18 protein-coding genes and 1 pseudogene are annotated in these 22,907 nt (G+C 69.0%); 14 read left to right on the top strand and 5 right to left on the bottom strand.

Annotation, left to right across the window (positions count from 1 at the left end):
* Nucleotides 1–98: 98 nt before the first annotated feature.
* From JHW38_RS22860 to JHW38_RS22850, 3 genes are all read left to right on the top strand, one after another.
* A complete protein-coding gene (locus JHW38_RS22860) occupies nucleotides 99–923 on the top strand; it encodes an AraC family transcriptional regulator (RefSeq protein WP_207523579.1) in 825 nt (274 codons plus the stop codon).
* A 223-nt stretch (nucleotides 924–1,146) separates the two neighbouring features.
* Complete coding sequence (locus tag JHW38_RS22855) at nucleotides 1,147–2,118, top strand: DMT family transporter (RefSeq protein ID WP_207523578.1); 972 nt, start codon at nucleotides 1,147–1,149, stop codon at nucleotides 2,116–2,118.
* Between the two features lie 200 nt (nucleotides 2,119–2,318).
* Nucleotides 2,319–4,379, top strand: coding sequence for a TonB-dependent receptor family protein (locus JHW38_RS22850; RefSeq protein ID WP_207523577.1), 2,061 nt, complete (start codon nucleotides 2,319–2,321; stop codon nucleotides 4,377–4,379).
* 70 nt (nucleotides 4,380–4,449) lie between these two features.
* On the opposite strand, the gene JHW38_RS22845 is transcribed toward JHW38_RS22850, so the two are convergent.
* The 5 genes and pseudogenes from JHW38_RS22845 to JHW38_RS22825 all read right to left on the bottom strand — a co-directional run.
* A complete protein-coding gene (locus JHW38_RS22845; RefSeq protein ID WP_207523576.1) occupies nucleotides 4,450–4,929 on the bottom strand; it encodes a hypothetical protein in 480 nt (159 codons plus the stop codon).
* A 442-nt stretch (nucleotides 4,930–5,371) separates the two neighbouring features.
* The gene (locus tag JHW38_RS22840; RefSeq protein ID WP_207523575.1) at nucleotides 5,372–7,633 is read right to left on the bottom strand and encodes a DUF5916 domain-containing protein; all 2,262 of its coding nucleotides are present in this window, start codon (nucleotides 7,631–7,633) and stop codon (nucleotides 5,372–5,374) included.
* Nucleotides 7,634–7,978: 345 nt separating this feature from the next.
* Entirely contained in the window at nucleotides 7,979–9,421 is a 1,443-nt protein-coding gene (locus JHW38_RS22835; protein WP_207523574.1) for a DUF3734 domain-containing protein, read from the bottom strand.
* 145 nt (nucleotides 9,422–9,566) lie between these two features.
* Nucleotides 9,567–10,352, bottom strand: coding sequence for a 3-hydroxybutyrate dehydrogenase (locus JHW38_RS22830; protein WP_207523573.1), 786 nt, complete (start codon nucleotides 10,350–10,352; stop codon nucleotides 9,567–9,569).
* A gap of 440 nt (nucleotides 10,353–10,792) precedes the next feature.
* A pseudogene (locus tag JHW38_RS22825) lies at nucleotides 10,793–11,257 on the bottom strand (SET domain-containing protein); the annotation flags it as partial.
* A 241-nt stretch (nucleotides 11,258–11,498) separates the two neighbouring features.
* On the opposite strand from JHW38_RS22825, the gene JHW38_RS22820 reads away from it, so the two are divergent.
* The 11 genes from JHW38_RS22820 (at nucleotide 11,499) to JHW38_RS22770 (ending at nucleotide 22,814) form a co-directional block, all read left to right on the top strand.
* Entirely contained in the window at nucleotides 11,499–11,960 is a 462-nt protein-coding gene (locus tag JHW38_RS22820; RefSeq protein WP_207523571.1) for an SUF system Fe-S cluster assembly regulator, read from the top strand.
* Between the two features lie 16 nt (nucleotides 11,961–11,976).
* Nucleotides 11,977–13,452 carry a Fe-S cluster assembly protein SufB gene (sufB, locus tag JHW38_RS22815; RefSeq protein ID WP_207523570.1) on the top strand — a complete coding sequence of 492 codons (1,476 nt, stop codon included), beginning with the start codon at nucleotides 11,977–11,979 and terminating at the stop codon, nucleotides 13,450–13,452.
* A gap of 180 nt (nucleotides 13,453–13,632) precedes the next feature.
* A complete protein-coding gene (gene sufC, locus JHW38_RS22810) occupies nucleotides 13,633–14,397 on the top strand; it encodes a Fe-S cluster assembly ATPase SufC (RefSeq protein ID WP_207523569.1) in 765 nt (254 codons plus the stop codon).
* Nucleotides 14,398–14,425: 28 nt separating this feature from the next.
* Nucleotides 14,426–15,721, top strand: coding sequence for a Fe-S cluster assembly protein SufD (gene sufD, locus JHW38_RS22805; RefSeq protein WP_207523568.1), 1,296 nt, complete (start codon nucleotides 14,426–14,428; stop codon nucleotides 15,719–15,721).
* 107 nt (nucleotides 15,722–15,828) lie between these two features.
* The gene (locus tag JHW38_RS22800; protein ID WP_207523567.1) at nucleotides 15,829–17,073 is read left to right on the top strand and encodes a cysteine desulfurase; all 1,245 of its coding nucleotides are present in this window, start codon (nucleotides 15,829–15,831) and stop codon (nucleotides 17,071–17,073) included.
* Between the two features lie 96 nt (nucleotides 17,074–17,169).
* A complete protein-coding gene (locus tag JHW38_RS22795) occupies nucleotides 17,170–17,718 on the top strand; it encodes a GNAT family N-acetyltransferase (RefSeq protein ID WP_207523566.1) in 549 nt (182 codons plus the stop codon).
* 100 nt (nucleotides 17,719–17,818) lie between these two features.
* The gene (locus tag JHW38_RS22790; RefSeq protein ID WP_096379523.1) at nucleotides 17,819–18,145 is read left to right on the top strand and encodes a Rieske (2Fe-2S) protein; all 327 of its coding nucleotides are present in this window, start codon (nucleotides 17,819–17,821) and stop codon (nucleotides 18,143–18,145) included.
* A gap of 374 nt (nucleotides 18,146–18,519) precedes the next feature.
* Entirely contained in the window at nucleotides 18,520–20,838 is a 2,319-nt protein-coding gene (locus JHW38_RS22785) for a TonB-dependent receptor (protein ID WP_207523565.1), read from the top strand.
* Nucleotides 20,839–20,939: 101 nt separating this feature from the next.
* Nucleotides 20,940–21,626: a Fe2+-dependent dioxygenase gene (locus tag JHW38_RS22780; protein WP_207523564.1), complete on the top strand. Its 687-nt coding sequence runs from the start codon at nucleotides 20,940–20,942 to the stop codon at nucleotides 21,624–21,626.
* Nucleotides 21,623–22,258 carry a PepSY-associated TM helix domain-containing protein gene (locus JHW38_RS22775; protein ID WP_207523563.1) on the top strand — a complete coding sequence of 212 codons (636 nt, stop codon included), beginning with the start codon at nucleotides 21,623–21,625 and terminating at the stop codon, nucleotides 22,256–22,258. Before JHW38_RS22780 ends, JHW38_RS22775 begins: the two co-directional genes overlap by 4 nt.
* Nucleotides 22,259–22,298: 40 nt before the next feature.
* A complete protein-coding gene (locus JHW38_RS22770) occupies nucleotides 22,299–22,814 on the top strand; it encodes a DUF2271 domain-containing protein (protein ID WP_207523562.1) in 516 nt (171 codons plus the stop codon).
* Nucleotides 22,815–22,907 lie beyond the last annotated feature (93 nt).

The following is a 22,907-nucleotide window of genomic DNA, read 5'->3' as shown; positions in this document are numbered from 1 at the left end:
GCCGCGATGCGATAGCGCCGAACCGCTGAACGCTCGGCTCCCGCGCCGCTGCCGCAAGGCCCGCGGCCGCATCGCCGGGCGCATGCCATACTCGCCGCATGCAAGGCGTTCCCGACCGCTTCGACGATGGCTTCGATGCCGCCCAGTTCCGGCAGGCCGCGCACCGTCCCGGGGTCGAGCTGTACCACGCCCACATCGTCCGCCACTCGTTCGAACCGCATACCCACGAGGCCTACGGCCTGGGCGCGATCGAATCCGGCGTCGAACGCTTCCGCTACCGCGGCAGCGACCATCTGGCGCCGCCCGATTCGCTGGTGCTGATGAATCCCGACGTGCTCCATACCGGCCATGCGGTGACCGCCGAAGGCTGGCGCTACCGCATGATCTACGTCGAACCCGACGCGGCCGCGGACATCACCGGCGACGACGGCTGGTGGTTCGCCGACGCCGTGCGCCACGACCCGGCGCGCGCGCGCCGGGTGACCGCGCGCCTGGACGCGCTGTGGCATGCGCGCGAGCCGCTCGACTTCGACAGCCAGTTGCACGCGCTGCTGGAAGAATTCCGCGACCACGCGAAACTGCCGCGGCGCGCGCGCGCCGAAGCGCCGAAACGCTTCGCGCCGGTGCTGGAGTGCCTGCGCGCGCGGCTGTCCGAACGCGTCACCCTGGACGAACTGGCCGCGGTCGCCGACCTCAGCCCGTTCCATTTCCTGCGCCAGTTCCGCGCCCAGTACCACGTCACCCCGCAGCAGATGCTGATGGCGCTGCGCCTGCACGAAGCCAAGCGCCTGCTCGCCGCCGGCCTGCCGCCGGCGCGCATCGCCGCCGACACCGGCCTGACCGACCAGGCGCACCTGACCCGCGCGTTCCAGCGCCGCTATGGCGTGACGCCGGCGCGTTATCAGAAACAGATTCGCGGCTGATCGCGCCGCGACACCGCGCTTGCGGCGCAACCGGCCACCCTTCAGTCGCAGCTCGCGCAGCTCCTACAGTCGGATACGAACCCACACCGCCTCCCTGTAGGAGCGGCGCAAGCCGCGACCGCGAAACCACGCCCACGACGCAACCGGCTACCTGCGATCGCGCCGCCCCAAAAACCGCAATCTCGTACAAGACGCCGCGCCGCATCCCCAGCATCCTGCCGCCATGCTGCTAGGAACCCTCTACGCCCTGCTCGCCGGCCTGATCTGGGGCCTGGTCTTCGTCGGCCCGCTGCTGCTGCCCGAATACCCGGCCGCCTTGCAATCGGTCGGCCGCTACCTCGCATTCGGCCTGATCGCGCTGCCGCTGGCGTGGCTCGACCGCAAGGCGCTGCGCCAGCTCGGCCGCGCCGACTGGATCGAGGCGCTGAAGCTGTCGCTGATCGGCAACCTGCTCTACTACCTGTGCCTGGCCAGCGCGATCCAGCGCGCCGGCGGCCCGCTGCCGACGATGATCATCGGCACCTTGCCGGTCGTCATCGCGATCAGCGCCAACCTGCGCAACGCGCGCCGCGACGGCCGCCTGCCGTGGCTGCGGCTGGCGCCGTCGCTGCTGCTGATCGCCGCCGGCATCGCCTGCGTCAACCGCGCCGAGCTGCGCGAACTGCAGGCGCAGTCGCCGGCCGACTTGAGCCGCTACGCGCTAGGCGGCCTGCTCGCGTTCGGCGCGGTGATCTGCTGGACCTGGTACCCGCTGCGCAACGCCGATTGGCTGCGCGCGCATCCCGACCGCAGCCCGCGCACCTGGGCCACCGCGCAAGGCGTGGCGACCCTGCCGCTGGCGCTGTTCGGTTATGTCGCGCTGTGGCTGTACATGGGCGCGACGCATTCGCCGTTCCCGATGCCGTTCGGTCCGCGCCCCGAGTACTTCATCGCGCTGATGGCCGCGATCGGCCTGCTCGCGTCGTGGGTCGGTACGCTGTGCTGGAACGAAGCCAGCCAGCGCTTGCCGACCGCGTTGGCCGGGCAGTTGATCGTGTTCGAAACCCTGTTCGCGCTGACGTATGCGTTCGTGTTGCGCGGACAACGGCCGCCGGCGCTGACGCTGGCCGGCATCGCGTTGTTGGTCGCCGGGGTGTTGTGGGCGCTGCGGATCAAGCCGGTGCCGCCGGAGGTGGTGGCGGAAAGCGCGGCGTGAGCGGCGCGGCGGTTTGAGCGCAAGGCATCGGACCCGAAGACGCTTGCGCACCAGCCCGCAGCGAATCCTCGCTCACTAAGGAACCCGGACGCGCTGCGGCGGCGCGAGCGGCCACGCGCGTCGGCGCGGCGTTTTGCCGCATCTGCGCGCGCAGCCGCGGCCCTAGGCTGGCCGGCATTTTCCTGCCGCCAGGCCTTCGCATGCGCACCGTCACGCTTTCATCGACCTTGCTGTCGCTGGCCCTCGCCAGCGCCGCCCACGCGCAGACATCCGCCGACGCAGCGCCGCAGGCTCCGCCGGACGCGACCACGCTCGACCGCCTGCGCGTGCACGGCCAGCGCCCGAGCACGGTCGCCACGCCCGCGCAGGCGCGCGAGCGCCTCGGCCAGCGCGCCGGCGCGACCGCGTGGATCGACGGCGAGTCCTATCGCGAAGGCCGCGTCGGCACCCTCGCCGATGCGCTCGGCTACGCGCCCGGCGTGTTCGTGCAGCCGCGCTTCGGCGCCGAGGAGGCGCGGTTGTCGATCCGCGGTTCGGGCCTGCAACGCACCTTCCACGGCCGCGGCCTGGAACTGCTGCAGGACGGCAGCCCGCTGAACCTCGCCGACGGCGGCTTCGACTTCCAGGCGGTGGAACCGTTGAGCGCGCGCTACATCGAGGTGTACCGCGGCGCCAACGCGCTCGAATACGGCGCGGCCACGCTCGGCGGCGCGATCGATTTCGTGTCGCCGACCGGTTACGACGCCGCGCCGCTGCGCGTGCGCGCCGAAGCCGGCGCGTTCGGCTATCGCCGCGGCCAGATCGCCGTCGCCGGTGCGTCCGGCCGCGCCGACGGCTACACCAGCCTCAGCGGTACGAGCCAGGACGGCTTCCGCGACCACGCCGAACAGGAGAACTACCGGCTGTTCGCCAACGCCGGCTACCGTTTCAGTGACGCGCTCGACGGCCGCGTCTACGTAACTCACGTCGATACGCGTTCGGCGCTGCCGGGCAACCTGACCCTGGACGAATCGCGCCGCGATCCGCGCCTGGCCGCGCCGGGCAACCTCGCCCTGAACCAGCGCCGCGACTATCGTCTCGACCGCATCGCCGGGCGTCTGGCGTGGTCGCCCTCGACGACCGGCACGCTGACGCTGTCGGCCTACTACGCCGACAAATCGCTGCACCATCCGATCTTCCAGGTGCTGCGCCAGGACAGCCGCGACTACGGCCTGGACCTGCGCTGGCGCGGCGAATACCGGGCGCTGGGCCTGCGCCACACCTTGATCGCCGGCGCCGCGTTCGCCCAGGGCGACGTCGACGACCGGCGCTGGTTCAACCTCGCCGGCCAGCCCGGCGCGCCGAGCAACCGCTTCGACCAGCGCGCGCGCAACGCCAAGCTCTACGTCGAAAACCAGAGCTGGCTGTCGCCGCAATGGGCGCTGTCGCTCGGCGCGCAGGCGCTGCGCTCGCAGCGGCGCTCGCGCGACTTGCTGATCGTTGGCGGCCGCGACGAGAGTTTCGACAAGGATTACAGCGGCGTCAGCCCCAAGCTCGGCGTGCGCTATCTGGCCAGCGACGGCGTGCAGCTGTACGCCAACCTCAGCCGTAGCCTGGAACCGCCGAGTTTCGGCGAACTCAGCGGCGGCCCCGGCGTGACCCCGGTCGACAAGCAGCGCGCCGATAGCGGCGAGATCGGCCTGCGCCTGGAGCGCGGCGGCCTGTCGCTGGATCTGGCCGCCTACCGCGCGCGCATCCGCGGCGAACTGCTCGCCCTCAACGACGCCAACGGCAATCCGCTCGGCACGGTCAACGCCGGGCGCACGCTGCACCAAGGTCTCGAACTCGGCCTGGGCTGGAACTTCGGCAAGGACTGGACCGTCTCGGCCAGCTATCTCTACAACGACTTCCGCTTCGACGGCGACCGCACTTACGGCGACAACGATCTGGCCGGCGTTCCGCCGCAGCAGCTGCGGGCGAAACTGCGCTGGTCGCGCGATCCGCGTTTCTATCTGGAACCGAACCTGGAGTGGACGCCGCAGGGCTACTACATCGACCACGCCAACAGCTTCAAGGCGCCGGGCTACACCGTCGCCGGCCTGCGCGTAGGCGGACGCATCGCCGCCCAATGGAGCTGGTTCGCCGACGCGCGCAACCTCGCCGACCGCAAGTGGATCGCCAGCACCAACGCGATCGCCGATGCGCGCGGGCTCGACGGGCGCAACTTCCTGCCCGGCGACGGGCGCGGCGTGTATTTCGGCGTGGAGTGGTCGGCGCGCTGAGGCGCGCGGTCCGCCGCATCCGCAACTGAACACGGCGCGCCGCCCGTCCGGGCGGCGCACCGCAACGCGCTCAGTTCCAGCAGCTGCTCGGCTGCCCGTCGACGGTGACCCAGAAACGAGTGGTGTCGTCGATGTTGCCGTAAGCCTGCCAGCCCCAACCGCCACCGCCGTCGTGATGCTCGCCGACGCGATAGCCCTGGCCGAACTCGGCGCGGCAGAAGGCGTCGGCCTCGGCGCGGCTCTTGAACGAATCGCCGCGCACCGCGCGGCTCAGGGCGATGTTGCCCTTGGCCCAACCGTTGTAGAAATCGGTCGGCACCGGCGACGGCGAGCCGTCCTGCTTCAGGCACAGCACCGGCAGGCGCGCCGAGCACACGGTCTCGCCCTGGTACGCGTCGCATTCGGGATTGAAGCAGCCGATCTTGTCCACGCCGTTGGCGTGGCTGGCCTTGCGCCAGGTGACGCCCTTGCCGCCGGCGGCGGTGGCGGACAACGCGGACAGCGCGAGGGTCAGCGCGGCGGCGGCGATGCAGACTGCACGAACGTTCATCGTATTCCTCCATGAATCAGTCGGTGATGGCGTCCCGGCGTCGCTCATCGCGGCGTTCTGCGCGGTGTCGGCTCCGTCGCCGGCGCACAGCAATAACAGGGCGCGCACGGCCGGACCGGAACCCGCGCGCATTTTTCGGCGCGCCGCGCGCGGCCTTCGGCAATCCGCAAGCCGGTGACGAAAACGGCTGAAAATACGGCGCAGAACCGATGTGCGTGCGGCTCCACTCTTGATTCGGGTTGAGACGCGCGCGGCGTCGGGATTGCCCGACCGATGCGGCGACTGCGCCGATCGTCGCGGCACGCCATCCCGATTCACGATCCGCGCGAGCGCAAGGGGCTGCGCGTTCGCGCGGGATCGAATCGGCCGTCTCAGGCTCTTTCATCCGTCACGGAGAATTTCCGGCACCCAGGTCGTCGCCGGCCTCAGGCCGGCGGCCGGTTCAGATCTCGAACCGGTACGACAGCTTCACCAGCAACTGCTCGCTGTCGCGCAGGCCGAACGCATCGCCGAACTCGCTGCCGACATCGCGCCGGCGCGCGCCTTCCTCGAACATCTCGCCGCCGCGCACATAAGCGATGTACAGGTACGACAGCGGCGCCAGCTCGTAACGGTAGCGGACCTGGAAGGCGAGATTGCGCAGGCTGAAATCCGGCACCTCCTCCTCGACCCGCAACGGCCGGCCGGCGCCGTCGACGCGGTAGACCTGGCGCTTGCGCGCGTCCACGCCGATGGTTTCCAGGCGCACGCGCAGTTCCTGCTTGTCGTCGATGAACCACTGCAGGCCGCCGTTGAGGCTGAGGATGTCGGCGCGGAAATCGGCGATGCGGTTGTCGCCGCGCCACAGCAGCCAGGCCGGGTCGTGGCTGTACTCGACGCCGGCGAACAGCAGCATGCGGTCGCTGACGTGGTAGTTCGGCTCCAGGTACAAGGTGACCCGGCCCTGGTCGAGGTCGCCGAGGCCGTCGGCCTTGTAGTAGGCCTCGGTGTACAGCGACCAACGGCTGTCGCCGCGCTGCGGGCGCAGCCGCTCGTAGCTGAGGAAGCCCTTGGCCGGCATCCGCACCACGCCGTGGCCGCGGGTCAGCAGATCGTCGTGGCCGCTGCTCCACAGCGCGGCCTCGACGAACTGGCGGCCACCGTCGCGCATGTCGCTGCGGCGGTTGACCGCGACCGCGTCGGCGATGTGCAGGCCGCCGTCGTTGTAGCGGCGCGACACCGCGAAGTGCCAGTCCTGCCCGGCGTAGGCCGACTCCGCCGGCAGGTCGCTGACCCGCTTGCCGAGGTCGTAGCGCACGTAGTTGAAGTCGTTGCGTTCCAGGTAACCGAAATCGTTGAGCATCAGATCGCGGCCCAGGTGCAGGCCGTACAGCTGCTGACGCCAGCCGCCGCCCATGTCGTAGTCGATGCGCAGTTGCGCGCCGCTGTCGCGGAAGCTGCGGCCGGCCTGCTGCACGTCGGAGGCGACCACGGTGCCGCGCAGCGCCCACTGGTTGTTCGGCGCCCAGCGCTGGTCGAATTCGTAGACGTTGGCGGTGCGGTCCAGGAACGGCCGCTCGACCCGGGTCGCCATCGCGCCGAGGCCGAAGCGGGCGAAGTCGCGGGTGACGCGGGCGGCGTAGAAATCTCGGCCGGCGGCGTCGCCTTCGTCGGCGGCGAACACGCCGTAGTTGAAGCCGCCGGCGCTGCCGTTGAGCTTGACCGCCGCGGTCACGTCGCCCGAGCCCTTGCCGTCGTCGGCCGCGCCGCCGACGCGGCGGGTGTAGATCAGCCGGCTGTTGTTGTTGTACGAACCGAACGGCACGTCGAAGAACCCCTGGTTCTCGGTGAAGAACGGGCGCTTGTCGCTGAAGAAGGTTTCGGTGGCGCTGAAGTTGACGGTCAGCTCGTCGCTCTCGACCTGGCCGAAGTCGGGATTCAGCGTGGCGCTGAGCTGGAACTTGCCGCTGGGCTTCCAGAACAGGTCCAGGCCGCCGTCGATGTCGCTGCCATGGCCGACCGCGTCGGCGACGCCGACCGCGTACGGGGTGATCGCCAGCAGCGATTGCTTGTACGCCGGCACTTCGACGCGCTCGAACGCCGACAGGTAGCGCGCCTCGGTGTAGTGCACCGCCGGCCACGAGATGCGCTCGCCGCTGGAGGCGATGACCCGGTCGAGCTGGATCCCGAGCGTGCGCGTGCCGGCGCCGCCCTGGCGCATCGGCGCGATGTGCCAGGGGATCAGCATCTCCGCCGACCAACCCTCCTCGTCCTCGCTGGTGGCGTGCCGCCAGTCGCCGTCCCAGTCGTTGTTGAACTGGTTTTCGTTGGTGACCGTGGCGTCGGTGATGCCGTTGGCCAGGGTCACGGTGAAGTTGTAGCCGGTGCGGCCGTCGCCGTCGAAGTCCACGTACAGGTTGACCCGGTCGACGGTGCCGTCGCCGTCGCGCTGGGTGTGCTGGCGCATGCGCGGCACGCCGGCGGGCTGGACGTTGCGGAAGGCCACGGCGAGGCCGCGTTCGGTCGCCATGAACCAAGCTTCGGTCGGCAGCCGGCCGGGTTCGCGCGACAGCGGCTGGGTATGGCGGAAGTCGACGACATGGCGCGCCTGGCTCCATTCCTGCGGGTCGATGCGCCCGTCGATTTCCAGCGCCTGCGCGCACGGCGCGGCGAACGTCGCGGCGCAGGCGGCCGCCAGGAGGGTGAGGGTGCAACGATGGCGCATGGCGCGTTCCCCGGACTGCGTGGACCGTCGCGGGCGTACGGCGCCGCGGTCGGATCGCGGCGAACGGCACCGCGACGGCGCGCAGACTAGCGGGGCGATGGGTTTGCGCTAAATGGCGTAAGTCATGGCAACCCTCGGCGGCCGGAGCGCATCGGAGCCATTGGGAGCGACGCTCAGGCGGCCGCACGGCCGTGCGATGACAAAGGTCAGCCGGCGCAAGCCGCGGAGCCATCCCTGTAGGAGCGACGCGAGTCGCGACCGCGGGGCATCGGGCTCGCGCCGCCAGCGTGAACGGGCGCGGTCGCGGCTCGCGCCGCTCCTACAGGGGGCACACGCGCGACGCGCTCAGGACGCAGTCGCGTCGTGCGCCACGAACGCCGCTTCGCCGTGCGGCAGTTGCAGCCAGTCCGGATGGCTCAAGGCCCGGGCGATATCGCTGCGCCCCGACAGCCAATGCTCGCGCATCGCCACGCGCCCGAACTGATAGTCCTTGAAGTGGCCGATTTTCGCTTTGTCGCGATAGATCAGGTGGATCACGCTGTAGCGCCGGTCGCAGGCCAGTTCGGCCGCGTGCTGCGCCCAGGGATTGGACTTGCGCACGTCCTCGGGAATCTCCTCCAGCAGTTCGCGCAGCAGCCGGCGGTAGTGCTGGAACACGCGCTGGGTGTCGGTGATCAGGCGGGTGCGGCTGGAATACTGGATTTCCTTCTGCCGTTCGGCCACGTCGAGCAGGTTCTGCGGCAGCTCGCCGCGCGCGTTCCACAGGTCGACCTGGAACACCAGGGTGTCGCGGCGCGGGCTGGCGGTCAGCACCTGCGACAGCGGCGTGTTCGAGACCAGCCCGCCGTCCCAGTAGAACTCGCCGTCGATCTCGATCGCCGGGAATGCCGGCGGCAGCGCGCCGGAGGCGAGGATGTGGCGCGCGTCCAGGCGCATCTGGGTGTTGTCGAAATACTCCAGGTTGCCGCTGCGCACGTTGACCGCGCCGACGCTGACGCGGATGCCGCCGTCGTTCAAACGGTCGAAATCGACCAGCCGCTCGAGCGTGGCGATCATCGGCGAGGTGTCGTAAAAACTCGCCGCGGCGGGGCCGGGCTGGCCGCCCGACCACAGCGACGGATCGGGGCCGAGCCACGCGCGCGGCTGGTAGAAGCCGCGCTGGCCTTCGATCAGCGCGCGCCAGGCTTCCCAGGTGTCGAGCCAGGCGCGGGTGTCGGCGTCGATGCCGTCGAAGCGCGCTTCCTGGCCGAGCGTGGTCGCGGGAAACACGTTCGGGCGCGAGATCGTGTCCCAGAACTCGCGCAGCGCGGCCATGCGTTTTTCCGGCGGGTTGCCGGCGATGATCGCGGTGTTGAACGCGCCGATCGAGATGCCGGCGATCCAGTTCGGCGCGATCCCGGCTTCGAACAGGCCCTGGTAGACGCCGGCCTGGTAGGCGCCGAGCGCGCCGCCGCCTTGCAGGACCAGGGCGATGTTTTCGGGCAAGGCCGGCGCCGCGTCCTGCACGCGCTGGACCGATTCGTCGCTGGCGCGTTCGACCGCTTCGGCGCGGCGGGCCTGACGCGGGCTCGCGGGTGCGGGCGCTTGCGCGCGGCGCGCGCGGGCCGGCGCGCCCGCGGCGCGCGAGGCGTCGCCGGGCTTGCGTTTGGGCGGTTCCTTGCGCGCCGGCTGCTTCGACGGCGGGTCTTTTTTCGCCGGCGCGGCCGGCTGGGGCTCGCGCTTGGCCGGCGCGCGCGGCGCGGCGGCGGTCTTGCGGGCGGCGGTCCTGGTCTTGCGCGGAGCGGGCATGGCGGCCTCCATTCGCGCGAGGGCCTTCAGGCCCGATGCCTGTGTTCCCATTCCAGCCATCGGATCGGGAGGCACCGGGCCTGAAGGCCCTCGCGCACGGGCGGTTTACGGCGGGCGGTTTACTGCCGGCGTTTACTGCCGGCGTTTACTGCATGTACCAGCCGTGGCTGACCACGAAGCTCTGGCCGGTCAGCGCCGCGCTCGGGAACTCGGCCAGGAAGCGCACCGTCTGCGCCACGTCCTGCACCGTGGTGAACACGCCGTCGACGGTGTTGCCGAGCATGACCTTCTTGATCACCTCATCCTCGCTGATGCCCAGTTCCTTGGCTTGTTCGGGAATCTGCTTGTCGACCAGCGGCGTGCGCACGAAGCCCGGGCAGACCACGTGGCTGCGCACGTTGTGCTTGGCGCCTTCCTTCGCCAGCACCCGCGACAGGCCGAGCAGGCCGTGCTTGGCGGTGACATAGGCCGACTTCAGCGGCGAGGCTTCGTGCGAATGGACCGAGCCCATGTAGATGACGACGCCGCCCTTGTCGCCTTTGTACATGTGCGGCAGCGCGGCCTTGGTGGTCAGGAACGCGCCGTCGAGATGGATCGCGAGCATCTTCTTCCAGTCGGCGAAGGCGTAGTTCTCGATCGGGTTGACGATCTGGATGCCGGCGTTGGAGATCAGGATGTCGATGCCGCCGAGTTCGGCGGCCACGCGCTCGATGCCGGCGTTGACCGCGGCCTCGTCGGTGACGTCCATCGCCACGCCGATGGCGCGGCCGCCGGCAGCGACGATTTCGTCGGCCACCGCCTGCGCGCCGGCTTGGTTGAGGTCGGCGATCGCGATGGCGGCGCCGGCGCGGGCCAGCTCATGGGCGATTTCTTTGCCGATGCCGCTCGCGGCACCGGTGACGACGGCGACTTTGCCTTGGATCGAACTCATGCAACCACTCCTGGACGATGCGGAAAGAGAGCGCCGCGACGGCGAGCCGGCGGCCATTGTCGCCGCGCCGCGTTAGCGCGGCGTGGCGGCGAATACATCGCAGTGTCCTGGCGCGCCGGGGGTACGGGAATCGGACCTTCGTACGCGGGCGAAGTTGCGTGGGGAGTTTGCGCAATCGGCCAGCTGGGGCTTGCTTGAAGCCCTCCGCTTCAAGTCCCTCTCCCGTCTACGGGAGAGGGGTTGGGGTGAGGGCGGGCGGCTGCGCGGCCCTCATCCGGCCCTTCGGGCCACCTTCTCCCGCAAGCGGGAGAAGGGAAAACCAGGGAACAACTTGGGCCGGCGCCGGCGGCGCCGCGACCTCAATCCTTCTTGCCCTTCTTGTCCTTCTTCTTTTTCTTGTCCTTCTTCTTGTCCTTGTCTTTCTTCTTCTTTTTCTTGTCCTTCTTCGGCTGCAGCATGGTCCCGGTGCAATCCGGCGAACCGCAGCGGCACTCCCAGATCTTCTTCAGTTCCTTGGTGTGCTTCTCGGCCAGGGTGATGCCGTAGTTGTACGACAGCTCCTCGCCCGGGGCGATGTCGCGGATCGCCTCGATGAACACCTGGTCCAGGCGGCGGTCGTCGCCGTCGTCCTCGTTCAGCACCGCCTCGCAGTTCGGCGAGCAGCTGTGGTTGATCCAGCGCGCCGTGTTGCCCTCGTAATTGGCGTCGATGACGTATTCGTCGTTGAGGGTGAACAGGAAGGTGTGGCCGGAGTCGGCATCGCCGGTGTCGCCGGCGTCGGCTTCCTCGTGGGTGCGTCGGCGGCCCTTGTACTCGATGACGCGTTCGCCCTTGGCGATCGGGGCGACGGCGAATACGCCGTTGCCGTGGATGGCTGAACGACGGGCGGCGATCTTGCGCGGCATGACGATTCCCAAAATGACGAGCGCGCATTCTCGCCTGCCCGGGCGGTCGGCCGCTATCGCCAAGGTCGCCTTTCCGGGCGCGCGGCGCGCGCGAGCCTGAACGCCGCGGCCGCCGCGCCCCGCCGCGAACCGCCCCGGGACCTACCGATGAATAGCGCAAAACCCCCGGCTGGCCTCGGCGGCAATAAAACCGTACAATTTCGGTACGAATTCCCGCCAGCCCTTCAGCGCCCCCACGCCGATGCTCCGCGTCACCAAGCTCACCGACTACGCCACGGTCGTCCTGACCGTCCTGGCGGCCCAGCACGACCGCGTCCTCAGCGCGGCCGAACTGGCCGAGCGCGCGGGCCTGGAAGCGCCGACGGTCAGCAAGGTGCTCAAGCCGCTGGCCCAAGCCGGCCTGGTCGAAGGCTTCCGCGGCGCCAACGGCGGTTACCGCCTGGCCCGCCCGGCCGACGAGATCGGCCTGATCGAGATCGTCGAGGCGATGGAAGGCCCGCTCGGCATGACCGAATGCAGCCTGCACGAAGGCCAGTGCGGCCTGGAAAGCCAGTGCGGCGTGCGCGCCAACTGGCGCCGGATCAACGACGTCGTGGTCGAAGCGCTCAGCAACGTGACCCTCGCGCAGATGCTCGCTCCCTCTTTTCCAACCGAAACAGCCGCCACCGCCAAGCGCATCGACCTGCGCCTGGCCGGCGCATAGACAGTAGGCAGCCGCCATGGCCACCGACATCAAGACCGTTCCCGCGCAGGCGGGCGACATCGCCAATCGTGAGATCCACGAGCAATTGGGCCGCCGCTACGAAGCCGGCTTCGTCACCGACATCGAATCCGACAGCCTGCCGCCCGGCCTGGACGAAGACACGGTGCGCGCGCTGTCGGCCAAGAAGAACGAGCCTCAGTGGATGACCGACTGGCGCCTGGCCGCCTACCGCCATTGGCTGACCATGCCGATGCCGCACTGGGCCAAGCTCAACATCGCTCCGATCGACTTCCAGGCGCTGAGCTACTACAGCGCGCCGAAGGCCAAGTACAACTCGCTCGGCGAAGTGCCGCAGGAACTGCTCGACACCTACGACAAGCTCGGCGTGCCGCTGCACGAGCGCGCGCGCCTCGCCGGCGTCGCGGTCGACGCGGTGTTCGACTCGGTCTCGGTCGGCACCACCTTCCGCAAGGAACTGGCCGAGAAGGGCGTCATTTTCTGCTCGATGTCCGAGGCCATCCGCGAACATCCCGAACTGGTGCAGAAGTACCTCGGCAGCGTCGTGCCGGTCGGCGACAACTACTTCGCCGCGCTGAACTCGGCGGTGTTCTCCGACGGCAGCTTCGTGTTCATCCCCAAGGGCGTGCGCTGCCCGATGGAGCTGAGCACCTATTTCCGCATCAACGCCGGCCACACCGGCCAGTTCGAGCGCACCTTGATCGTGTGCGAAGACCAGGCCTATGTGTCTTATCTCGAAGGCTGCACCGCGCCGATGCGCGACGAGAACCAGCTGCACGCGGCGGTGGTCGAGCTGGTCGCGCTGGAAGACGCGGAGATCAAGTACTCCACGGTGCAGAACTGGTACCCGGGCGACGAGGAAGGCCGCGGCGGCATCTACAACTTCGTGACCAAGCGCGGCGAATGCCGCGGCGCGCGCAGCAAGATCAGCTGGACCCAGGTCGAGACCGGTTCGGCGATCACCTGGAAGTACCCGTCGTGCGTGCTGCTGGGCGACGATTCGGTCGGCGAGTTCTATTCGGTCGCGCTGACCCATCACCGCCAGCAGGCCGACACCGGCACCAAGATGATCCACATCGGCAAGCGCACCAAGAGCAAGATCATCAGCAAGGGCATCAGCGCCGGCCGCGGCCAGAACACCTACCGCGGCCTGGTCAAAGTGGAGAAGAACGCCGCCGGCGCGCGCAACCATACCCAGTGCGACAGCCTGCTGATCGGCAAGAAGTGCGGCGCGCATACCTTCCCGTACATCGAGGTCAAGCGCCCCGACGCCACCGTCGAGCACGAGGCGACCACCTCCAAGATCAGCGAAGACCAGCTGTTCTATTGCCGCTCGCGCGGCATCGGCGAGGAAGACGCGGTGTCGATGATCGTCGACGGCTTCTGCAAGAGCGTGTTCCGCGAGCTGCCGATGGAATTCGCGGTCGAGGCCAAGAAGCTGCTGGAAGTGAGCCTGGAAGGCAGCGTCGGCTGACGCTCTCCCTTCTCCCGCTTGCCACCCAAGGTGACTTCCTTCGGGGCGCGGGAGAAGGTGCCCGAAGGGCGGATGAGGGCGCGCGAGCCCTCACCCCAACCCCTCTCCCGCACGCGGGAGAGGGGCTAAAGATCAAGCCGGTGGCCGATGCGCAACGGCGAACCCATTGGATAGATAACGATGCTCAAGATCGAAAACCTCCACGTCTCCGTCGCCGGCAAGGAAATCCTCAAGGGCCTGACCCTGGAGCTGATCCCCGGCCAGGTGCACGCCATCATGGGCCCGAACGGCGCCGGCAAGTCCACGCTCGGCAACGTGCTGGCCGGGCGCGAGGGCTACGAGGTCACCGCCGGCAGCGTCGAGTTCGACGGCCGCGACCTGCTCGCGCTGGAACCCGAAGAACGCGCCGCCGCCGGCGTGTTCCTGGCGTTCCAGTACCCGGTCGAAATCCCCGGCGTCAACAACACCTACTTCCTGCGCGCCGCGCTCAACGCCCAGCGCAAGGCGCGCGGCGAGGCGGAACTGGATTCGATGCAGTTCCTGAAGCTGGTGCGCGAGAAGCTCGCCGTGCTGCACCTGAAGGACGAACTGCTGCACCGCGGCGTCAACGAAGGCTTCAGCGGCGGCGAGAAGAAGCGCAACGAGATCTTCCAGCTGGCGCTGCTCGAACCGCGTCTGGCGATCCTCGACGAAACCGATTCGGGCCTGGACATCGACGCGCTCAAGGCGGTCGCCGACGGCGTCAACGCGCTGCGCTCGTCCGAGCGCGCGTTCCTGGTCATCACCCACTACCAGCGCCTGCTCGATTACATCAAGCCCGACGTGGTCCACGTGCTGGCCGACGGCCGCATCGTCGAGACCGGCGGCGCAGAGCTGGCGCTGGAGCTGGAAGCGCACGGCTACGCCTGGCTCAAGGACCGGATGGCGCCGGAGAGCGCGGCTTGACCGCGCCGCGAGCACAGGAGACCCGCCGATGAGCGCACTGCTCGAAGCCTTCGCTTCCGCCTTCGACGCCCTGCCCGCGCGCGAAGCCGCCGGCCTCGGCCAGACCCGCCGCGCCGCGCTCGACGCCGCGCTGCGCGACGGCCTGCCCGGTCCGCGCACCGAAGCCTGGAAGTACACCCCGCTGCGTTCGCTGGAACGCCGCACGTTCGCCGCCGCCGACGCCGCGCCCGCGGCGTTCGACGCCGCCGCGGTCGCCGGCATTCCGGCGCCGCGCATCGTCTTCCACAACGGCCGCTTCGATGCCGCCCACACCGACCTGTCCGGCCTGCCGGCGGGGGTGAGCCTGCAACCGCTGTCGCAGGTGCTCGACGCCGGCGACGCGCGCGAAGCCAACTTCCTCGCCCGCCGCTTCGAGCGCGCCGACGAAGTGTTCGCCCGCCTCAACGCCGCATTGGCCGACGAAGGCGCGGTGCTGCGCGTGGACGCCGGCGTGCGCGCCGCGACGCCGGTGCACCTGGTATTCGTCGGCAGCCCCAGCGACGGCGACCGCGCCTGGCACCTGCGCCATCTGATCGAACTGCGCGAGGGCGCGAGCCTGAGCGTGGTCGAGCATCATCTGGCCAGCGACATCCACAACCATCTCGGCAACAGCCTGACCCACGTCCACCTCGCGCCCGACGCGCAGCTCGCGCACGCGCGGGTGCAGGACGAGGCGCTCGGCGCGACCGTGATCGCGCGCACCGACGCGGTGCTGGCGCGCGCCGCGCAGTACCGCCGCCTCGACCTGGAACTGGGCGCCGCGCTGAGCCGCCACGAACTCAACGCCGCGCTGCACGGCGAAGGCGCGCAGGTCCACGCCAACGGCGTGCTGCTGGCGACCGGCCGCCGGCATCTCGACACCCGCCTGGGGATCGACCACGTCGGCCGCGATACTCAGTGCGAACTGGTCTGGCGCGGCCTCGGCGCCGGCCGTTCGCGCGCCGCCTTCCACGGCGGCATCCTGATCCGCGAAGGCGCCGACGGCAGCAACGCCGACCTGTCGAACAAGAACCTGCTGCTCAACGAAGGCGCCGAGATCGACACCCAGCCGGTGCTGGAGATCCATGCCGACGAAGTGCAGGCCGCGCACGGCGCCACCGTCGGCCAGCTCGACGAAAACGCGCTGTTCTACCTGCGCTCGCGCGGCGTGCCGGCCGAGGCCGCGCGCGCCCTGCTGACCGCCGCGTTCTGCCGCGAAACCGTCGCGGTGATCGAGGACGAAAGCGTGCGCGCGATGCTCGAAGTGCGGCTGAATCTGGCGCTGGAACGGCTGCAATCCGCTTGAAGTCAGGAGATAGCGGTCAGGAGTTAGGAGATAGCGAAAGCCATCGTCCTGACACTCCAGCTATCTCCTAACTCCTCACCGCTAACTCCTAGCTCCCCGGGATCACGATGAACGTCGCTACCCCCGCCTCCACCCCCGCCATCGACTGGGCCGCCGTGCGCGCCGACTTCCCGGTGCTGACCCGCGAAGTCCACGGCAAGCCGCTGATCTATTTCGACTCGGCCAACACCGGGCAGAAGCCCAATGCGGTGATCGACACCGTCGACGAGTTCTACCGCCGCCACAACGCCAACGTCAGCCGCGCCGTGCATACGCTCGGCACCGAGGCCACCGAGGCTTACGAAGGCGCGCGGGCCAAGCTGGCGCGCTTCCTCAACGTGCGCGGCGACGAACTGGTGCTGTGCAGCGGCACGACCTTCGCGATCAATCTGGTCGCTTATTCGTGGGCGCTGCCGCGGCTCAAGGCCGGCGACGCGATCGTGCTCACGCGCATGGAGCACCACGCCAACATCGTGCCGTGGCAGTTGGTCGCGCAGCGCACCGGCGCGGTCATCAAGGTCGCCGAGATCGACGACTCCGGCCGGCTCGATCTCGACCAGTTGTATTCGCTGCTGACGCCGGACGTGAAGCTGCTGGCGCTGACCCACGTCTCCAACGTGCTCGGCACGGTCAACCCGGTGCGCGAGATCTGCCGCGAAGCGCGCAAGCGCGGCATCGCCACCCTGATCGACGGTTCGCAGGCGGCGCCGCACCTGGCGCTCGACATCGCCGCGATCGGCTGCGATTTCTACGTCGTCACCGGCCACAAGATGAGCGGCCCGACCGGCACCGGCGCGCTGTGGGCGCGGCGCGAGCACCTCGACGCAATGCCGCCGTTCATCGGCGGCGGCGAGATGATCAAGGAAGTGCGCTTCGAAGGCACCGTGTTCGCCGACGCGCCGCGCCGCTTCGAAGCCGGCACGCCGAACATCGCCGGCTTCGCCGGCCTCGGCGCCGCGGTCGATTACCTGTCCGCGCTCGGCATGGCCAACATCGAGGCGCGCGAGCAGGCGCTGTTGCAGCGCTTCAACGCCGCGCTGGCCGAAGTGCCCGGCCTGCGCGTGTTCGGCACCGCGCCGGGCAAGGCCGCGGTGGTGAGCTTCCTGATCGAGGGCGCGCACGCCCACGACCTGGCCACCCTGCTCGATCTGGAAGGCGTGGCGATCCGCTCCGGCCACCACTGCGCGCACCCGCTGATGCAGCATTTCGGCGTGCCGGCGACCTGCCGCGCCTCGCTGGCCTACTACAACACCTTCGAGGAGATCGACGCTTTCGTCGCCGCCTTGAACAAGGTGCGCAAGCTGCTGGCCTGAGCGGCGGCTGCGGCACTCAACGCCGGCGCCCGCGGCCTGGCCGCCGGCGCCGGCCGATTCCGTACTAACATCGCCTCCCCTACCCGGCCGCCGCCCATGACCCACGCCGCCCCCCTGCTGTTCCGCCATGCCACCCAGGCCGACACCGACGCGCTGATCGCGCTGGTCGAATCGGCGTACCGCGGCGACGCCAGCCGCGCCGGCTGGACCACCGAAGCCGATTTCCTCGACGGCCGCCGCACCGGCGCCGACGACATCCACGCCTGCCTGGCGCGCGAGCGCAGCGTGATCCTGATCGCCGAGCGCGCCGACGACGCCGGCCGGCCGCAGTTGCTGGCCTGCGCGCATATCGCCGAGGAAGAAGGCGCCGGCTATTTCGGCATGTTCTCGGTGCAGCCGACCCTGCAGGGCGGCGGCATCGGCAAGCAGGTCATCGACGAGGCCGAGCGCATGGTCCGCGAAGACTGGGCGCTGCCGGCGATGCGCATGACCGTGATCGACATCCGCGACGAGCTGATCGCGTTCTACCAGCGCCGCGGCTATGTCCGCACCGGCAAGCTCAAGCCTTTCCCTTACGGCGACGAGCGTTTCGGCCAGCCCAAGCGCGACGATCTGCGGTTCGAGGTTCTGGAAAAAACGTTCTGACGTTCTTTCCCGGGAACCGGGAATCGACGAAGCGCTCGCGCTCCGTTTTCCGGTTCCCCACTCCGACTTCCGAGCAAAGCCACCGCCAGGAAACCATCCCATGAGCGACAACTGGGTCTTCGTCTGCGCCACCTCGCAATTGCTGCCGGGGGAATCCACCGTCGCCTGGGACGGGGACACGGCGATCTTCGTATGCAACTACGACGGCGATTACTACGCGCTGGAAGACCGCTGCTCGCACGAGGACTTCGAACTGTCCTCGGGCACCTTCGACGGCGAAGAGGCGAGCATCGAGTGCGTGCTGCACGGCGCGCGCTTCGATGTGCGCGACGGGCGGCCGCTGTGCGCGCCGGCGTACGAGCCGGTGGCGAAGTTTCCGGTCAAGGTCGAGGACGGCGGGGTGTGGACCCGCGACGATCGCGAATGAGGCTTCAGCGCGTCGGCGCAGCGCTGGAACAAAAGCGTCGGGGCTGAAGCTCCCTCCCACAAAAAGCATCGGGGCTGAAGCCCCTCCTGCAAGCCTCGGGTCCGACCTGATTTTTGTGGGAGGGGCTTCAGCCCCGACGCTTTTTTGCCCGATCCCTCAAATCCGGCCGGAGCCGCTGCAAGCGCCAGCGATCCCCCGGCAAAACCGCGACACCCGCCACGGCTCGCCGCCGCATTAAGCACACCCATGTGACGAAAACGGTTACAAGCCGCCGGGTTCGTTCAATTTTCGTTGCAAATGAGAATCTATCTCATTATTATCGCCGCCTGACGCGGCCCTGGGCCGCCGCCCTTTCCTGTCCCCCAGAGATACCCATGTCGACCACGAAGTTCGTCGTGTCGCCGCTTGCCGGCGCGCTCGCCCTCGTCATCAGCCTGCCCGGCTTCGCCGCTCCGGCGCCTGCCCCGGCGCCCGCGCCCGCGCCGCAGGCCAAGGACGTGCAAGGCCTGGAAGTGCACGGCCACCGCGTCCAGAAGGCCAGCAGCGGCAAGTACACTGCGAACCTGCGCGATACCCCGCAGACGATCACCGTGATCGACCGCAACACCATCGACGGCCAGAACCTGCTGTCGCTGCAGGACATCCTCAGCACCCTGCCGGGCATCACCTTCGGCGCCGGCGAAGGCGGCGGCGGCTTCGGCGACAAGATCAACCTGCGCGGCTTCGACGCCACCAGCGACATCACCGTCGACGGCGTGCGCGACAGCGGCCTGTACAGCCGCACCGATCCGTTCAACCTGGAATCGGTGGAAGTGGTCAACGGCGCGAACTCGGTCTACTCCGGCGCCGGCTCGGTCGGCGGCACCGTCAATCTCGTCAGCAAGACCGCCGGCCTCAACGAATTCCACAAGGCCTCGATCGCCGCCGGCACCGACGCCTACGCGCGCTTCACCAGCGACAGCAACTTCGTCCTCGGCGAAGGCACCGCGCTGCGCCTGAACACGATGGCGCACCAGAACGACGTGCCGGGCCGCGACATCGAGGAGAACCAGCGCTGGGGCGTGGCCGCCTCGCTCGGCGTCGGCCTCGGCGGCGACACCTCCTGGACCCTCAGCTACGTGCACCAGAAGGACGACAACACCCCGCAATACGGCCTGCCGTTCTTCAACGGCGACGTGCTGCCGGGCATCGACCGCGGCAACTACTACGGCTACAGCAACATCGACCGCCAGGAAGTGAAGCTGGATGCGCTGACCTCGGTGATCGAGCACAGCTTCAACGAGCGCTTCAAGCTGCGCAATCTGACCCGCTGGCAGCAGGTCGACCAGTTCTCGCTGGTCGACGCGGTGCAGGGCACCTGGTGCCTCGCCAACAACCTGACGCCGACCGGCACCTCTTGCGGTACGACCCGTCCCGGCAACTACAGCCCCAGCGGCCCGCGCGGTTACGGCCGCGACACCCGCAACACCACGCTGTACACCCAGACCGACCTGACCACGACCTTCAACACCGGTTCGATCGAGCACAACCTCGTCGCCGGCTTCTCGATCCTGCACGAGAAGTTCGACCTCGACGTCACCAGCGATTTCCGCAACCCCAACGGCACCAACCCGTTCCTCGCGGGCCTGCCGCAGACCAGCATCGCCAACCCGGACCACATCTACCGCGGCCCGCTCAACCGCACCCTCACCGGCCGCACCGAGGGCGAGCTCGACAACCGCGCGCTGTACGTGTTCGACACGCTCAAGTTCAACGAGCAGTGGCAGCTGAGCCTGGGCGCGCGCTACGAGCGCAACGAAGGCAAGACCAACACCGCCAACGTGGTGCAGGCGCCGACCGCCGCCAACCAGCCGCTGCCGGCGCAGCCGATCGGCACCATCACCGGTTACGGCGTGCCGACCAAGAGCGACGACGACCTGTTCTCCTACCGCGCCGGCCTGGTGTTCAAGCCGGTCGAGAACGGCAGCATCTATCTGTCCTACGGCAACTCGAAGACGCCGTCGAAGGCCTCGGTCAACGGTTCGTGCACGCCGCAGAACTGCGCGGTGGACCCGGAAACCGCGGTCAGCTACGAACTCGGCACCAAGTGGGACTTCCTCGACGGCCGCCTCGCGCTGACCGGTTCGGTGTTCCGCAACGACCGCAAGAACTACAAGGTCGCCGACCCGGCCAATCCGCTGAATCCTTCGGGCCTGCAGCAGCTCGACGGCCGCGCGCGCGTCGACGGCGTCATGCTCGGCCTGTCCGGCCTGATCGCCGACAACTGGGCCGTGTACGCCAACTACGCCTTCCTCGACAGCGAAGTGCTGCGCGGCGTGTCGAACCGTCAGGCCCAGCTCGGCCAGGACTTCACCAAGGGCGACCGCCTGCTGAACGTGCCGGAGCACTCCTTCAGCCTGTGGACCACCTACGACCTGAGCCCGAAGTGGCAGATCGGCTACGGCGCGACCTACCAGGGCAAGATCTGGCTGACCCAGCACAGCGCGACCAACGTCAACGGCCCGCTGACCACCTACGGCAGCTACTGGACCCACCGCGCGATGGTCGCCTACAAGATCAACCGTCAGGCCCAGCTGCAGCTCAACGTCAACAACCTGACCGACGAAGAATATTTCACCCGCATCCGCAACAACGGCTGGGCCACGCCGGGCGACGGCCGCCAGGTCGTGCTGAGCGCCAACTTCTCGTTCTGACCGCAAGCCAAGTGGCGGGAGGCGCCGGCTTCACGGTCTAATCGACGCCTCTCCGCCGCGCGCGCCGCCCGGGCCCTCCGGGCGGCCGCATCGAGGTAACCATGCTGCTGCAAGTTCCCAAGGTTCTCACCGCCGAACAGGTCGCCCATTGCCGGGCGCGCCTGGAGCAGGCCGGCTGGGCCGACGGACGCATCACCGCCGGCCACCAATCGGCCAAGGCCAAGGACAACGCGCAGTTGCCGGAGACCGATCCGGCCGCGCGCGAACTCGGCGCGCTGATCCTCGACGCGCTGTCCAAGAATTCCACCTTCTTCTCCGCCGCCCTGCCGCAGCGCGTGTATCCGCCGCTGTTCAACCGCTACGCCGGCGGGCAGTCGTTCGGCTTCCACGTCGACAACGCGATCCGCTACGACCGCAGCCGCGGCGGCATGGACGCGGTGCGCACCGATCTGTCCGCGACCTTGTTCCTCAGCGCGCCGGAGGAATACGACGGCGGCGAGCTGGTGATCGAGGACACCTACGGCGCGCACAGCGTCAAGCTCGCGGCCGGCGATCTGGTGCTGTATCCCGGCACCAGCCTGCACCGGGTCACCCCGGTCACCCGCGGCGCGCGCGTGGCCTCGTTCTTCTGGATCCAGAGCCTGCTGCCGGAAGACTCGCAGCGGCGGCTGATGTTCGAACTCGACGTGTCGATCCGCCGGCTCAACGCCGACGTGCCCGAGCATCCGGCGCTGGTCCAGCTCACCGGCGTCTACCACAACCTGCTGCGCCGCTGGAGCCAGACGTGAGCGCCGCGGCGTCCGCCGGCGCCGACGCGAACCGCCGCGCGTACTGGCTCAAGACCCTGCACCGCTGGCATTGGATCAGCGCCGCGCTGAGCCTGGTCGCGCTGGTGCTGTTCTCGATCACCGGCATCACCCTCAACCACGCCGCGCAGATCGAATCGCAGCCGCGCGTGGTCAACCTCAAGGAAACCCTGCCCAAGAGCCTGCTGCGCAGCCTGCAGGGCGAGCGCGCGGCCGATGCGCCGCTGCCGGGCCACGTCAACGACTGGCTCGCCGATGCGTTGGACGTTCGCGCCGACGGGCGCAAGGGCGAGTGGTCCGACGGCGAGGTCTACGTGTCGCTGCCGCGTCCGGGCGGCGACGCCTGGATCAGCATCGACCGCGAGAGCGGCGCGATCGAATACGAGCGCACCGACCGCGGCTGGATCGCCTGGCTCAACGACCTGCACAAGGGCCGCAACACCGGCACCGCGTGGCGCTGGTTCATCGACCTGTTCGCCGCGGCCTGCCTGCTGTTCGCGCTGACCGGCCTGTGGCTGCTGCAACTGCACGCGCGCCAGCGCGGCAAGACCTGGCCGCTGGTGGCGCTGGGCCTGTTGCTGCCGTTGCTGATCGTGGTCTTGTTCATGCATTGAAGAATCCAACGCTATCCATCGCAACTTTCCGGAGCGCTCCATGAAGCCGTCCATGTTCAAGATCCTGATTCCGGCGCTGACCCTGCCGCTGCCGGCGTTCGCCGCCGATCTGGAACTCAACATCGAAGTGCCGCGCATCAACGCGGCCGAGTACCACCGTCCCTACGTCGCCGCCTGGATCGAAAAGGCCGACAACACCGTGGCGAGCAACCTGCTCGTTTGGTACGACGTCGACATGAAGAACGGCGAAGGCACCAAGTGGCTCAAGGACATGCGCCAGTGGTGGCGGCGCAGCGGCCGCACCCTGAGCATGCCGGTCGACGGCGTCAGCGGCGCGACCCGCCCGGTCGGCCAGCACGCGGTGAATTTCAAGGGCGGCTCCAAGCAGCTCGCCGATCTCGCCCCGGGCAGCTACACCCTGGTGGTCGAGGCCGCGCGCGAAGTCGGCGGCCGCGAAACGCTGACGATTCCGTTCGAATGGCCGGCCAAGGCGCAGAAACTGTCGGCGCAAGGCAAGACCGAGCTGGGCAAGGTCGGGCTGGTGGTGAAGCCCTGAGTCGCCGGGAATCGGCAATGGGCCATCGTCGAAAGCGATTCGGCCCGTCCGCTTCCAGACGCCAAGCACTTGCTTCGACGATTCCTCATTCCC

It is taken from the genome of Lysobacter enzymogenes, from assembly GCF_017355525.1.
Classification (GTDB): domain Bacteria; phylum Pseudomonadota; class Gammaproteobacteria; order Xanthomonadales; family Xanthomonadaceae; genus Lysobacter; species Lysobacter enzymogenes_C.
The sequence above is the reverse complement of the archived record's forward strand: the minus strand, read 5'-3'. Positions and strand labels throughout refer to the sequence as shown.

Bases quoted from the DNA above. Each gene is read 5' to 3' on its own strand.
- sufB (WP_207523570.1), top strand. From the start codon at position 11,977: ATGGCCACCGACATCAAGACCGTTCCCGCGCAGGCGGGCGACATCGCC.
- JHW38_RS22835 (WP_207523574.1), bottom strand. From the start codon at position 9,421: ATGCCCGCTCCGCGCAAGACCAGGACCGCCGCCCGCAAGACCGCCGCC.
- sufD (WP_207523568.1), top strand. From the start codon at position 14,426: ATGAGCGCACTGCTCGAAGCCTTCGCTTCCGCCTTCGACGCCCTGCCC.
- JHW38_RS22850 (WP_207523577.1), top strand. From the start codon at position 2,319: ATGCGCACCGTCACGCTTTCATCGACCTTGCTGTCGCTGGCCCTCGCC.
- JHW38_RS22785 (WP_207523565.1), top strand. From the start codon at position 18,520: ATGTCGACCACGAAGTTCGTCGTGTCGCCGCTTGCCGGCGCGCTCGCC.
- JHW38_RS22800 (WP_207523567.1), top strand. From the start codon at position 15,829: ATGAACGTCGCTACCCCCGCCTCCACCCCCGCCATCGACTGGGCCGCC.
- JHW38_RS22830 (WP_207523573.1), bottom strand. From the start codon at position 10,352: ATGAGTTCGATCCAAGGCAAAGTCGCCGTCGTCACCGGTGCCGCGAGC.
- JHW38_RS22795 (WP_207523566.1), top strand. From the start codon at position 17,170: ATGACCCACGCCGCCCCCCTGCTGTTCCGCCATGCCACCCAGGCCGAC.
- JHW38_RS22845 (WP_207523576.1), bottom strand. From the start codon at position 4,929: ATGAACGTTCGTGCAGTCTGCATCGCCGCCGCCGCGCTGACCCTCGCG.
- JHW38_RS22770 (WP_207523562.1), top strand. From the start codon at position 22,299: ATGAAGCCGTCCATGTTCAAGATCCTGATTCCGGCGCTGACCCTGCCG.
- JHW38_RS22790 (WP_096379523.1), top strand. From the start codon at position 17,819: ATGAGCGACAACTGGGTCTTCGTCTGCGCCACCTCGCAATTGCTGCCG.
- JHW38_RS22780 (WP_207523564.1), top strand. From the start codon at position 20,940: ATGCTGCTGCAAGTTCCCAAGGTTCTCACCGCCGAACAGGTCGCCCAT.
- JHW38_RS22860 (WP_207523579.1), top strand. From the start codon at position 99: ATGCAAGGCGTTCCCGACCGCTTCGACGATGGCTTCGATGCCGCCCAG.
- sufC (WP_207523569.1), top strand. From the start codon at position 13,633: ATGCTCAAGATCGAAAACCTCCACGTCTCCGTCGCCGGCAAGGAAATC.
- JHW38_RS22855 (WP_207523578.1), top strand. From the start codon at position 1,147: ATGCTGCTAGGAACCCTCTACGCCCTGCTCGCCGGCCTGATCTGGGGC.
- JHW38_RS22840 (WP_207523575.1), bottom strand. From the start codon at position 7,633: ATGCGCCATCGTTGCACCCTCACCCTCCTGGCGGCCGCCTGCGCCGCG.
- JHW38_RS22820 (WP_207523571.1), top strand. From the start codon at position 11,499: ATGCTCCGCGTCACCAAGCTCACCGACTACGCCACGGTCGTCCTGACC.